This window comes from Mesobacterium pallidum (assembly GCF_019966535.1).
Classification (GTDB): Bacteria; Pseudomonadota; Alphaproteobacteria; order Rhodobacterales; family Rhodobacteraceae; genus Mesobacterium; species Mesobacterium pallidum.
In genome coordinates, this window is the sequence record NZ_JAIMID010000005.1 from 136,698 (window position 1) to 149,211 (window position 12,514).

9 protein-coding genes are annotated in these 12,514 nt (G+C 68.1%); 2 read left to right on the top strand and 7 right to left on the bottom strand.

Annotated elements, in window-relative coordinates:
• The first annotated feature begins 32 nt into the window (after positions 1-32).
• Positions 33-1,583 carry an acetolactate synthase large subunit gene (locus MF270_RS09590; RefSeq protein ID WP_238365658.1) on the top strand — a complete coding sequence of 517 codons (1,551 nt, stop codon included), beginning with the start codon at positions 33-35 and terminating at the stop codon, positions 1,581-1,583.
• Between the two features lie 18 nt (positions 1,584-1,601).
• Here MF270_RS09590 and MF270_RS09595 read toward each other — a convergent pair whose 3' ends face one another.
• From MF270_RS09595 to pncA, 4 genes are all read right to left on the bottom strand, one after another.
• Positions 1,602-3,161, bottom strand: a complete 1,560-nt coding sequence (locus MF270_RS09595) for a calcium-binding protein (RefSeq protein ID WP_238365659.1) — start codon at positions 3,159-3,161, stop codon at positions 1,602-1,604.
• 323 nt (positions 3,162-3,484) lie between these two features.
• Positions 3,485-4,777 carry a nicotinate phosphoribosyltransferase gene (pncB, locus tag MF270_RS09600; protein ID WP_238365660.1) on the bottom strand — a complete coding sequence of 431 codons (1,293 nt, stop codon included), beginning with the start codon at positions 4,775-4,777 and terminating at the stop codon, positions 3,485-3,487.
• Between the two features lie 57 nt (positions 4,778-4,834).
• The gene (locus MF270_RS09605; RefSeq protein WP_238365661.1) at positions 4,835-7,111 is read right to left on the bottom strand and encodes a hybrid sensor histidine kinase/response regulator; all 2,277 of its coding nucleotides are present in this window, start codon (positions 7,109-7,111) and stop codon (positions 4,835-4,837) included.
• Between the two features lie 71 nt (positions 7,112-7,182).
• The gene (gene pncA / locus MF270_RS09610) at positions 7,183-7,779 is read right to left on the bottom strand and encodes a bifunctional nicotinamidase/pyrazinamidase (RefSeq protein ID WP_238365662.1); all 597 of its coding nucleotides are present in this window, start codon (positions 7,777-7,779) and stop codon (positions 7,183-7,185) included.
• A 117-nt stretch (positions 7,780-7,896) separates the two neighbouring features.
• On the opposite strand from pncA, the gene trhO reads away from it, so the two are divergent.
• Positions 7,897-8,808: an oxygen-dependent tRNA uridine(34) hydroxylase TrhO gene (gene trhO, locus MF270_RS09615; protein WP_238365663.1), complete on the top strand. Its 912-nt coding sequence runs from the start codon at positions 7,897-7,899 to the stop codon at positions 8,806-8,808.
• 132 nt (positions 8,809-8,940) lie between these two features.
• Here trhO and MF270_RS09620 read toward each other — a convergent pair whose 3' ends face one another.
• The 3 genes from MF270_RS09620 to MF270_RS09630 form a co-directional block, all read right to left on the bottom strand.
• Positions 8,941-10,152, bottom strand: a complete 1,212-nt coding sequence (locus MF270_RS09620; protein WP_238365664.1) for an MFS transporter — start codon at positions 10,150-10,152, stop codon at positions 8,941-8,943.
• Between the two features lie 97 nt (positions 10,153-10,249).
• Positions 10,250-11,323, bottom strand: coding sequence for an acyl-CoA dehydrogenase family protein (locus MF270_RS09625; RefSeq protein ID WP_238365665.1), 1,074 nt, complete (start codon positions 11,321-11,323; stop codon positions 10,250-10,252).
• 1 nt (position 11,324) lies between these two features.
• Positions 11,325-12,512, bottom strand: coding sequence for an acyl-CoA dehydrogenase family protein (locus tag MF270_RS09630; RefSeq protein WP_238365666.1), 1,188 nt, complete (start codon positions 12,510-12,512; stop codon positions 11,325-11,327).
• Positions 12,513-12,514 lie beyond the last annotated feature (2 nt).

Consider the following 12,514-nt stretch of genomic DNA (forward strand, 5'->3'; position numbering starts at 1 on the left):
ATGCCGCCAAATTCCCCGCGAGAGGACGGCACATGAATACCCGCACGGGCGCCCACGACCTGATCGAGACCCTTCTGGCCTCGGGCATCGACACCTGTTTCGCCAACCCCGGCACGTCGGAAATGCACTTCGTCGCCGCATTGGACGACTATCCGCAGATGGACCGGGTGCTGTGTCTCTTCGAAGGGGTCGTGACCGGCGCCGCCGATGGCTACGGCCGGATGACCGGCAAGCCGGCGGTCACGCTGCTGCACCTCGGGCCCGGCCTCGGCAATGGCATTGCCAACCTGCACAACGCGCGCAAGGCCGGCACCGGCATCCTCAACGTGATCGGCGACCACGCGACCTTCCACAAGGGCCTCGACGCGCCGCTCAACTCGGATATCGAGGCGCTGGCCGCCGCCTGTTCCGACTGGGTCCACACCTCGCCCGACGCCCCCAGCCTTGCCCCCGACACCCGCGACGCCATCGCCGCGGCGCAGGCGCGCGGCATCGCTTCGCTGATCCTGCCGGCCGACAGCGCCTGGTCGGGCAGCCACGGCGCGGGCGACGCGGTGCCCCCCGCGAGTTTCCCGCAGGTCGAGGCGGGCATGATCGCCGAGGCCGCCCGGTGGCTCGGCAATGGCAAGAAGACCGGCCTCGTCCTTGGCGGCGCGCTGTGCCACGGCGAGGGGCTGGACCTTGCCGGAAGGATCACCGCCCATACCGGCGCCACGCTTTTTGCCCCCTACGCCACGGGCCGGCTGGACGGCGGCGCGGGGCGGCCGACGATCACCCGCATCCCCTTTCCCGTCGATCTGGCCGTGGCGATGCTGCAGGGCTACGACCAGCTGATCCTGCTGGGCGCGCGCGAGCCCGTCGCCTTCTTTGCCTACCCGGGCAAGCCCAGCCGCGTGGTCCCCGAGGACTGCGCCATCCTCGATCTCGCCGACCGGACGATGGACCTGTTGGCCGCCGCCCATGCGCTGGTCGCCGCCACCGGAGCGCTTGAGACCGCGCCCGAAACGCCCGACCTGCAGCTGCCCGATGCGCCCGACGGCCCGCTGACGGTCCCGAACCTGTGTGCCACGCTCACCCGCGCCCTGCGCCCCGGCCATGTCGTGATCGACGAGGGCATCACCTCGACACGCGGCTTTTACGAGCTGGCCCGAACGGCCCCGCAGCACGATTTCCTGATCAACGTCGGCGGGTCCATCGGCGCGGGGCTGCCGCTGACGCTGGGCGCCGCGACCGCCTGCAAGGACCGGCCGATCCTGTCGCTGAACGGCGACGGCTCGGCCAGCTACACCCTGCAAGCCCTCTGGTCGATGCAGCGCGAGATGCTGGACGTGGACGTGGTGATCTGCGCCAACGCCTCTTACCAGATCCTCAAGGGCGAGATGGAGCGCGTCGGCGCGCTCGATCCATCCAAGGGGCCCAACCCGCTGCTGGAGCTTGACCAGCCGGTGATGGACTGGTGCGCCATCGCCCGCGGCTTCGGCCTGCGCGCCACGCGCGTCACCACCTGCGCCGAACTGGCCGCCGCGCTGGCCCCCGAGGATCGCCCCCGGGGCCCGCAGCTGATCGAGGCGGTGATGGCCTGACGCGGCCCCCCCGCCGGGTCAGAGCAGCACGATATCGCCCAGCAGCCCGGCGGTGGAGGTCACCCCGTCCAGCGTCACCGTCGCCCCGGTGTCGAGCGTCAGCACCAGGTCGCCGTCAACCAGCGCGGCGCGCGCGTCAAGCTCTCCTTGCGTCAGCGGACCGCTCCAGAGCGCGCCGGTGAAGCTGAGCTCGTCCTCGCCCACCGCGAAGTCGGTGATCAGGACGTCGCCCACCAGGTCGTCAAAGCTGAGGTTGCCAAGCACGAAGCTGTCGCTTCCCGCGCCGCCGGTCAGCGTGTCGTTGCCGGCCAGCGACTCGATCGTGTCCCAGCCGCCGCCGCCGAACACCTGGTCGTCGCCGAAGGTGGTCTGTGCAGCGTCCTGCCAGACGTCCGCACCCTTGCCCAGCACCGCGTAATCCGAGCCGCGCCCGCCGTTGATCAGGTCGTTGCCGTCATTGCCGTCCAGCGTGTCGGACTGGTCGCCGCCATCAATCGTGTCGAACCCCTTGCCGCCGCGGATGTAATCGCCGCCGCTGCCGCCGTTGAACAGGTCGAACCCGTTGCCGCCAAGGATGATGTCATCGCCGTCCTCGCCCCAGACCGAGTCGTTGTTCCACGGGCCCGGCTGCGCGTTGTCCTCGAAGACGTCGTCGCCATCGCCCAGGCGCACCGAATCCTGGCCGTTGCCGCCGAACACCGTGTCGTCGCCATCGCCTCCGTGCAGCGAATCGTAGCCGTTCCCGCCATAGAGCAGGTCGTTGCCCCTGTAGCCCGAGATCAGGTCGCCGCCCGTCCCGCCGGCGATCGTGTCGGCCCCGTCGTGGCCCTCGAGCGTGTCGTCGCCCGCGTTGCCCTCCATGCTGTCGCCGCCGACCCCGCCCAGCACCAGGTCGTTGCGGTCGCCGCCGATCAGCGTGTCGACCCCGTCTCCGCCGTCGAGCACGTCACCGCCCAATCCGCCCGTGATCAGGTCGCCCCCGCCATAGCCGTAGATCGTGTCACGGCCGCCGAGCCCGTCCAGGACATCGGCGCCCGGGGAGCCAAGCAGCCGGTCGGCCCCGTCGGTGCCCGTGGCGGGCGTGGCCGCGCCGCTGTTGACGGCCCCGACGCCGTAGATGGCGCCTTCGATGTCACCGCGCCGCAGGAAGATCGAGCTGACCTCCGCGCCCTCCGCCACCCCGAGATCGCTGAGATCCACGGCGAGCAGGGCCGAGTTCGGATTGAACAGGAAGGGGTTGCGCGGGCTGTCGTCCAGGAAGATCTCGGAGTCCGCCAGGTTGGCGTTGAAGGACGACGTGTTGGCCGGGTCGAAATCGGCACTGAGCGAGACGCCGATGGCAAAGACCTCGCCGGGGACGTAGACGAAGATGTCCGCCCCGGCCCCGTTCACCGCCACGTTGTCGGTAAAGACGACCTCGACCGTGGGGGAATTGTTGAAGGTGCCGAGATCGGCAAAGCTCTGGTTGCTCGACCCGATGAGGCCGCTGAAATCCGAAGTGAAAGGCGTGCCGCTGTTCGGGAAGACCGCGTCGGCGAAAGCATCGTCGTCAAAGGTGATGGGACCAAGTGTTGGCATTCGAATTCTCCTGCTTACAAAATCAGACGAGCCCGGGTCTCTCCAGGGCCTTCCGATAGAAGCAAGGGTCAGCGAACATGCGCCGATGGGCCTGTCGTCTGGGGCGGAGGGTCGCGCTTTGCCGTGCGCAGATCAAGGATTTTCCCTCATGAGTGGAGTGCGGCGGGTTTGAATCGCGCGGGCTATTGCCGTGCCGGTCAAATCTCCGGCACGTCGTCCACTCCAACAGGTTCGCAAGACCTGGACCTGTGACGCAGCCTAGGGGCCTTGATGGGGCCGCGTCGCCCGGTCGGGGTCGTTCTGGGAACACGGGGTTCCGGAACTCACACCAGGACTTCCCGCCGCACCTGCTCTCCCACCCCGAACACGCGCTTGTAGCGCGCGATCTCGTCCGCCGGGCCCATCGCCTTTTCCGGGTTGTCGGACAGCTTGACCGTGGGCCGGCCGTTGGCCGAGACCGCCTTGCAGACCAGCGAGAACGCGTCGAGCCCGCCGTCCGGAACCAGCCCGCGGAAGTCGTTGGTCAGGTTCGTGCCCCAGCCAAACGACACCTTCACCCGACCCGCGAACTGGCGGTGCAGGGCGACGATGTTCTCCACGTCCAGCCCGTCGGAAAAGATCACCAGCTTGGTCATCGGGTCCTCGCCACGGCTTTGCCACCAGCGGATCGCGGCCTCGGCCCCGGCGGCCGGGTCGCCTGAATCGATGCGGATGCCGGTCCACTGGGTCAGCCAGTCAGGCGCGCGGTCCAGGAAGCCCTCGGTCCCGTAGGTGTCGGGCAGGATGATGCGCAGGTTGCCCTCGTGCTCGGCGTGCCAGTCGGACAGCACGTCGTAGGGCGCGCGGGCGAGGGCCGCGTCATCCTCGGCCAGGGCGGCGTAGACCATGGGCAGCTCGTGGGCATTGGTGCCGACCGCCTCGAGGTCGCGGTTGCGGGCGATCAGGCAATTCGAGGTGCCGGTGAAGGCGCCGCCCAGCCCTTCCAGCATCGCCTGCACGCACCAATCCTGCCAGAGGAACGAATGCCGGCGACGGGTGCCGAAATCGGCGATGCGCAGGCCCTCGATCCCGCGCAGCCGCTCGACCTTTTCCCAAAGCTTGGTCATGGCGCGGGCGTAAAGCACCTGCAGCTCGAACCGGCCCATGTCCTTGAGGACGGCGCGGCCGCGCAGCTCCATCAGCACGGCCAGCGCCGGGATTTCCCACAGCATGACCTCGGGCCAGCTGCCTTCGAAGGTCAGCTCGTACTGGCCATCGCGCTTTTCCAGGTGGTAGGGCGGCAGTTGCAGGTTTTCGAACCATTCCATGAAGTCCGGCCGGAACATCTGCCGCTTGCCGTAGAACATGTTCCCGCGCAGCCAGGTCGACTCGCCCCGGGTCAGGCGCAGCGACCGCACGTGGTCAAGTTGTTCGCGCAGCTCTCCCTCGTCGATCATCTCGGCCAGGCGGATGGTCTTGCTGCGGTTGATCAGCGAAAAGCTGACCGTCACGTCGGGCTTGTTGTGGAACACCGACTGGCACATCAGCAGCTTGTAGAAATCCGTGTCGATGAGCGAGCGGACGATCGGGTCGATCTTCCACTTGTGGTTCCAGACACGTGTCGCGATGTCGACCATGGGATGTCCTCCTTGCGCGGAGCTGTTTAGAGCAAAGTTGACAGCACAAGGAAAGGGTTAACGATTCTGGCCGCCCGAGGCCGTGGCGTCGGGCGGGGGCAGGACGCCGGTCGCCACGCCATGCAGCTGATCCAGCAGGTCGGCGCGTCGGATCGGCTTGGCAAGGAAATCGTCCATCCCGGCGGCCAGGCACAGCTCGCGGTCCGAGGCGAAGGCATTTGCCGTCAGCGCGATGATGCGCGGTTGCGGCGCCTCGGGATCGGCGCGGATCTGGCGCGTGGCCTCGAGCCCGTCCATCTCGGGCATGGACATGTCCATGAAGACCACGTCCGGTGCAAGGCGCAGAGTCTCGGCCACCGCCTCGCGGCCGTTGGCGGCAAAACTGAGGCCAATGGGCAGGCCCCTGAGGTAGCGTTCGACCAGCAGGCGGTTGGTGCGGTTGTCCTCGGCCACCAGCACCGACAGGCCGCGCAGCAGCGCCGGGTCCGGCTCGGACCTGGGCGGGTCGGCGGGCCTGGGGGCGGGAAGCTCGGCGCGCTCGGCCATGGGCAGGGTCAGCGACACGGTGAATGTCGACCCCTCGCCCAGGGTCGACCGGACGGTGATGTCGCCGCCCATGCCGCGCGCCAGCAGGCGCGAGATCGTCAGGCCCAGCCCGGTGCCACCGTAGCGCCGGGTCGTGGCGCCCTCGGCCTGGCTGAACTTTTCGAAGATATGCTCCAGCCGCGCCTCGGGGATCCCGGGGCCGGTGTCGCGCACCTCGATCACGGCGCGCTGGGCATCCTCGACGCGCTCGTACCGGGCGGTGACCGACACGCCGCCCTGCTCGGTGAACTTGATCGCGTTGCCGATGAGGTTGACCAGGATCTGCCGGATGCGCCCGGCATCGCCCAGCACACTGGCCGGGATGCCGCCCGACAGGTCCAGGTCGAAGGTCAGCCGCTTTTGCGACGCCTGCGGGCGCAGCAGCCCGACCGCGTCCGAGATGCAGGCCCGCAACGACATGGGCGCGGGGTCGATCGTCAACTTGCCCGCGTCCAGCTTGGAATAGTCGAGGATGTCGTTGATGATGCTCAGCAGGGAGTCGGCCGAGGACCGGATCGTTTCGGCATAGAGCTTTTGTTCCCGGTCCAGCGCAGTGGCGCCCAGCAGGTCCGCCATGCCGATCACCGCGTTCATCGGCGTGCGGATCTCGTGGCTCATGGTGGCCAGGAAATCGGCCTTGGTCCGCTCGCTCGCCTCGGCGGTCAGCTTCGCCTCCATCAGCTGGCGGGCGGCTTCGCGCGCCTCGGTGATGTCGCGCTGGACCGAGATGGCGTTCACGATGTCGCCCCCCTCGCCGATGATGGGGACCAGCTGGAAATCGGTCCAGCGGTCCTCTCCGGCGCCGTTGCGCACCAGCAGGGGGGTGCGGTAGGGGCGCCGTTCGGCCGCGGCGCGAAAGATGCGGCGCAGCGACTCGGGGTCGGAATTGGGGCTCGCGTTGTATTTGGACGGCGGGTCGCCCTTCACCTGGTCAAGCGTGACGCCAAAGAACTCCTCGAACGCGGTGTTGACCCAGAGGATGCGCGCCTTCGGGTCGGTCACGACGACCAGGTCCTGGGTGTGGCGCGCGACCAGCGACAGCAGCAGCAGCTCGTCCTTCTGGCGGGTCAGGTCGAGGTTCGCCTGCTCGGTGCGCTGCTGGCCCAGCAGCACCTCGCGCTGTGCCATCCGCCCCTTGGACAGGGTCGTCAGCGTGATGTTCAGCAGCCGCCGGGTCGAGAACATGATGATCGCGGCGCCGACGAAATCGGGCAGCACCGCCATCACGTTGCCGCTGCGGATCACGTCGATGATTAGCACGGCGACGCCAGCCAGCACCAGCACGAGGCCCCGCAGGTAATTGGGCCAGTAGATCAGCCGCGTGTCGACGCCGGCATTCATCATCAGGCCCGTCAGCAGGCCGAGGTTGTAAAGCAGCGGATCTCCCGGCGGCGCGGTCGAGGTGATCAGGATGACCCCGAAGGCGACCGAGGCGGAATGCATCAGCCCGAAGCCGATCAGGATCGCCCGCGCCCTGTCCACCCGGGCGGGCGTGTCCAGCCGGCGGACCAGCACCCGCATTGCGCCCAGCTCGGCCAGGTCGAAGACGGCGGGCGTGAGATGTGCCGCCAGCGCGATCACCGGGTCGAAGACGGCCCAGACTAGGACCAGCCCCATCAGTGTCACCACCTGCCGGGCCACAAAGCTGTGCGTGCGGCTGCGGACATAGCCGATCAGCCGCCCCCGGCGGGAATTCCGTTCCTCGAACGCCGAGAGCGCGTCCGATGTGGTGGGCGTGGTGACCTGCATGCGCTCGCGGTGACGTCCGGGGCCTCTTCCTGAGGCATCGGTCTAACCGCAAAGCCGTTAATTTTCCGGTATCAGGCGCCTGTGAGGCGGCATCCGGCGCCCCGCATCCCGTCCAGCGCGGCGGCCAGCGATCCTTCCATGTCGATGGCGCGACAGAGGTCCAGCCGGACCTCGACGTCGAACCCCAGTTTCGCCGCATCCACGGCCGAGAAGTTGACGCAGAAATCCGTCGCCAGCCCGACCAGCGTCAACTTGTCGATCCCGCGCGTGCGCAGGTAGCCCTCGAGTCCCGTCGGCGTCTCGTGGTCGTTTTCGAAAAAGGCCGAATAGCTGTCGATCGCGGGCCGGAACCCCTTGCGGATGATCAGGTCCGCATCCGTGCGCAGGCCGGGATGAAAGGCCGCGCCTGTCGTTCCCTGCACGCAATGGTCGGGCCAGAGCACCTGGGTGCCGTAAGGCGCCTCGTAGGTCTCGAACGGTCCCTTGCCGGGGTGGGACGAGGCGAAGGACGAATGCCCCGCCGGGTGCCAGTCCTGCGTCAGGATCACGGCGTCGAACCCCTCCATCAACGCGTTGATCCCGGGCACGATGGCATCACCATCGGCCACGGCCAGCGCGCCGCCGGGGCAGAAATCGGTCTGGACATCAATGACGAGAAGCGCGTGCATGGGGCCCCCTTGGCTGGTTCCGGGGCCACCCTACCGACGCAGAGGCCAAGGTCAACGGCGGCGATGCGGCACGGCGGCCTCTTGCGCGGCGGGCCCGGCCGGGTTTATGCCGCGCGCATGTACACGATCGCTGCCCTCTACCACTTCACCCGCTTTCCCGACCCGGCCGCGCTGAAAGCCCCGCTCGAGGCGCTGTGCGCGCGGCATGACGTGCGCGGCACGCTGCTGCTGGCGCGCGAAGGCATCAACGGCACCATCGCCGGCCCCCGCGCCGGGATCGACGCGGTGCTGGCGCATGTGCGCGCCCTGCCGGGCTGCGCCGATCTCGAGTGGAAGGAAAGCGCCGCCGATCATCCGCCCTTCCCCCGCATGAAGGTGCGGCTGAAGAAGGAGATCGTGACCATGGGCCAGCCCGACGTGGACCCGCTGGCGCGCGTCGGCCATTACGTCGAGCCGCAGGATTGGAACGACCTGATCCGGTCCGAGGACGTGGTCGTGATCGACACACGCAACGATTACGAGGTGGCCATCGGCACCTTCGATGGGGCGGTGGACCCGCAGACCGAGAGCTTCCGCGACTTCCCGGCGTGGTGGGAGGCGAACAAGGACCGGTTCCACAACAAGCGGGTGGCGATGTTCTGCACCGGCGGCATCCGTTGCGAGAAATCGACCAACTGGCTGCTGGGCCAGGGCGTGGCGGATGTCTACCACCTCAAGGGCGGCATCCTGAAGTACCTCGAAGAGGTGCCGGCCGAGGAGAGCGCCTGGCAGGGCGCGTGCTTCGTCTTCGACGAACGGGTGTCGGTCGGGCACGGGCTGGCCGAGGGGCCGCATATCCTCTGCCGCGCCTGCCGCCGGCCGATCCTGCCCGAGGATCGCGCGCGGCCCGAATACGAGGACGGCGTCGCCTGCCACCTCTGCGTCGATGAAACCTCGGACGCCGACAAGGCGCGGTTCCGCGAGCGGCAGAAGCAGATCGCCTTGGCGAAAGCGCGGGGCGCGCAGCACCTGACCGGCGCGCGGGACTGAGACCGGGCATGGGGGGGCTAGCCCCCCGCGGGCAAGCCCGCTCCCCCCAAGGTATTTTCGAAACAATGAAGACTGGGGCGCCTGCCCCTTTCATTATTCCGGAAATACTCCCGCCGGAGGCGCAGGGTTGCGTCAGGCGGGGACGGCGGTGCGGGGCGCGCGGGTGCGGGTCAGGATCAGCCCCAGGATCACGATGTTCAGCAGGTTCCAGGCGATGCCGTTCCAGAAGGCGGCCTGGTAGCTGCCCGTGACGTCATAGATCCAGCCGGACATCCAGCCGCCCAGCGCCATGCCCAGCACGGTCGCCATCATGACGAAGCCGACCCAGGTGCCGGCGTCCCGGGCTGGCATGTATTCGCGGACGATGATCGCGTAGCCCGGCACGATCCCGCCCTGCGCGAGGCCGAAGACCAGGCTGACCATGTAAAGCGAGGCGAGCCCGTCCCATGGCAGGTAGAGCGCGAGGCCGATGCATTGCAGGACCGAGCCGATCAGCACGGTGCGCACGCCGCCCAGCTTGTCGGAAATGAGCCCCGATACGAGGCGCGAGGCGACGCCGCCCAGCAGCATCAGCGACAGCATCTCGGCCCCGGCGGCGGGGCCGTAACCGAGGTCGACGCAATAACTGACGATATGGACCTGCGGCATGGACATGGCCACGCAGCAGCCGATCCCCGCAAGGCCCAGCAGGATGGCGAGGGTGCGGCTGGGCAGGCCGACGCTGGCCACGCGGGCGGCAGAGGCGGCGTCCGACGCGGCGCTGGCCTCGAGCGGGATGCGGCGGCGCAGGAGCAGAGACAGCGGGATGACCGTGCAGATCACCACGGCGGCGAGGGTCAGGTAGACGACCCGCCAGCCTTCGGCCGCCAAAAGGCCCGACAGGGCCCAGGGCCAGAAGGCGCCCGAGATGTAATTGCCCGAGGCGGCGATGGCGACCGCGATGCCGCGCCGGCGCAGGAACCAGTGCGAGATATCCGCGATCAGCGGGCCAAAACTGGCTGCAGTGCCGAAGCCGACGAAGAAATGGATGATCGAGACCAGCCAGATTCCCGGCGCCAGCGCCGACAGCGCGAAACTGGCCGAGATCAGCGCCGCCGCCCCGCTCAGCGACCAGGTGATGCCGAAGCGGTCCACCGCGCGGCCGATCACCAGGTTGCCAAGGGCAAAGCCCAGCATGGTCAGCGTGTAGGGCAGCGCCGCATCGGCGCGGTCCACGCCGAATTCGGCCTGCATCGCCGGCATGATGGTGATGATGGCCCACATGCCGATATTGCCGGTGGCGGCGATCAGCAGGGTGACGGCAAGGCGCAGCCAGGAATAGGCGGAATCGTGAGTCGCGTTCATGGCGCGACGCTAGGCCCGGGCGGGCCCGGCGTATAGGGCCTCTTTGCAGGTGCGGTAAGGCCAGAGGCGGGTCTGCGGCCCGCCCCTGGTCATGACGTCATGCGGCCTTGTAGCCGTCGATCAGCGTGCCGAGGTGGTGGTCGGTGTCGCCCAGCTGTGCATCCAGCAGCGTGATCCGCTTGGCGTAATGCGCCAGCGGGTATTCCCAGGTCACGCCGATGCCGCCATGCATCTGGATCGCCTCTTCGGCCACCAGCCGCCCGGCGCGGCCCACCAGCGCCTTGACCATGGCGCAGAAACGGGACGCCTCGGGCCCGTCCAGCTCGGCCGCGGCCTTGATGACGAGGGATCGGGATTGCTCGATCTCGGTCAGCATGTCGACGGCGCGGTGTTGCAGCGCCTGGAACTTGCCGATGGTCACACCGAACTGTTTGCGCTGGCGCAGGTAGTCGACGGTCATCTCGTGGGCGACGGACATGAGGCCCACCGCCTCGGCTGCCAGCGCGACGATGCCGGCGTTGACCGCCGACTCGATGACTGCACCCGCGTCGGCCAGCAGCAGTGCCGCCGGCGTGTCGTCGAGCAAGAGCTCGGCCGCGCCGCCACCGTCCATCAACCCGTAGCCCACGACCTGCGCCTGGTCGGCGCGCACCTCGAACACCGCCGGCTTGCCGTTCATCAGAGCCACGACAAGGAAGATCTCGGCCACCTGGCCGCCATAGATGGCGGTCTTGCGGCCGGAGAGGGTGATCGCCTCTCCGTCGCCCTTGGCCGTCACGCCGATGGACCCGAGGTCATAGGGCGCATCGGGTTCGGCAATCGCCACGGCATATTTCGTGGCACCCGAAAGCAGCGCGTCCTGTTCAGCCCCCGCCGCGCCCAGCAGGCGCGAGGCCATGAGCGCGCCCAGAACGGGCTCGGGGCACATGGCGCGGCCCAGCGCCTCGAACACCACCGAGATGTCGAAGCCGGTGCCGCCAAAGCCGCCCTGCGCCTCGGGGGCCAGCGCGTACAGCGCGCCCAGCTCGGTCAACTCTCCCCACAGTGCCGGGTCATGGAACGGCGCCTCGTAGGCGACTTTCACCCGATGCTCGGCCCCGTACTTGTCGGCAAGGAACCGCGTCAGGCTGTCCTGCAACATCCGGCGGTCATCGGTCAGCGAAAAGTCCATGTCACAGCTCCAGCATCGTCTTGGTGAGGATATTGCGCTGGATCTCGTTCGACCCACCGTAGATCGAGGTCTTGCGGTTGTTGAAATAGCGCGCGGCGTTGTGTTCGGTGTCGGGCGGGCCGAACATCAGGTTGCCCTCGGTCACGTGACCGGGGAAGGGCGCGGCCATGGGGCCCAGCGCCCGGCGGGCGAGGTCCTTCAGTTCCTGGAAGATCACCGTGCCCTTGATCTTGAGGATCGAGGTTTCCGGCCCCGGCGCCCCCTGCTGCTGCGCCTGGAAGAGCATCCGCAGGTTGGTGATCTTCATCGCCTCGAGCTGGATTTCCACCTCGGCGATGCGGGCGGCGAACAGCGGATCCTCGATCAGCGGACGGCCGCGGCGTTTCATGGTGCGGGCGAGGGCCTTGACCTCTTCCAGCGCCTGCATCGAGAAGCCGACATTGGCGATGTTGGTCCGCTCGTGGGTCAGCAGGTACTTGGCTATGGTCCAGCCCTTGTTCTCTTGCCCGACAAGGTTCTCGGCCGGCACCTTCACGTCGGTAAAGAACACCTCGTTCACCTCGTGGCCGCCCTCGATCAGCTTGATCGGGCGCACCTCGATCCCCGGCGTCTTCATGTCGATCAGCAGGAAGGAGATGCCCTCCTGCGCCTTCACCTCGGGGTCGGTGCGCACAAGGCAGAAGATCCAGTCGGCGTGCTGGCCCAGCGTGGTCCAGGTCTTCTGCCCGTTGACCACGTAGTGATCGCCCTCGCGCACGGCCCGGGTTTTGAGCGAAGCCAGATCCGACCCCGCGCCCGGTTCGGAATAGCCCTGGCACCACCAGATCTCGCCGTTCAGGATGCGCGGCAGGTGGTAGTCCTGCTGTTCCTTGGATCCGAACTTGTGCAGCACCGGCCCCAGCATGTTGGTGCCGAAGGGCACGATGCGCGGGGCATAGGCGCGGCAGCATTCTTCCTCGAAGATGTGCCGCTCGACCGGCGTCCAGCCGGTGCCGCCGAATTCCACGGGCCAGGTGGTCGCCAGCCAGCCCTTGGCATGGAGCAAGGCGTGCCACTCCTCCATGATCGCCTTGGTCAGCTCGCCGCCGCGCCGGACGGCATCGCTGATATGAGACGGCAGGGTGTAGGCGAGCCAGTCGCGGACCTCCCTTTGAAAGGCCTTCTCCTCGGCCGAATAGCTCAGCTCCATTC

Bases quoted from the DNA above. Each gene is read 5' to 3' on its own strand.
- MF270_RS09590 (WP_238365658.1), top strand. From the start codon at position 33: ATGAATACCCGCACGGGCGCCCACGACCTGATCGAGACCCTTCTGGCC.
- MF270_RS09595 (WP_238365659.1), bottom strand. From the start codon at position 3,161: ATGCCAACACTTGGTCCCATCACCTTTGACGACGATGCTTTCGCCGAC.
- pncB (WP_238365660.1), bottom strand. From the start codon at position 4,777: ATGGTCGACATCGCGACACGTGTCTGGAACCACAAGTGGAAGATCGAC.
- MF270_RS09605 (WP_238365661.1), bottom strand. From the start codon at position 7,111: ATGCAGGTCACCACGCCCACCACATCGGACGCGCTCTCGGCGTTCGAG.
- pncA (WP_238365662.1), bottom strand. From the start codon at position 7,779: ATGCACGCGCTTCTCGTCATTGATGTCCAGACCGATTTCTGCCCCGGC.
- trhO (WP_238365663.1), top strand. From the start codon at position 7,897: ATGTACACGATCGCTGCCCTCTACCACTTCACCCGCTTTCCCGACCCG.
- MF270_RS09620 (WP_238365664.1), bottom strand. From the start codon at position 10,152: ATGAACGCGACTCACGATTCCGCCTATTCCTGGCTGCGCCTTGCCGTC.
- MF270_RS09625 (WP_238365665.1), bottom strand. From the start codon at position 11,323: ATGGACTTTTCGCTGACCGATGACCGCCGGATGTTGCAGGACAGCCTG.
- MF270_RS09630 (WP_238365666.1), bottom strand. From the start codon at position 12,512: ATGGAGCTGAGCTATTCGGCCGAGGAGAAGGCCTTTCAAAGGGAGGTC.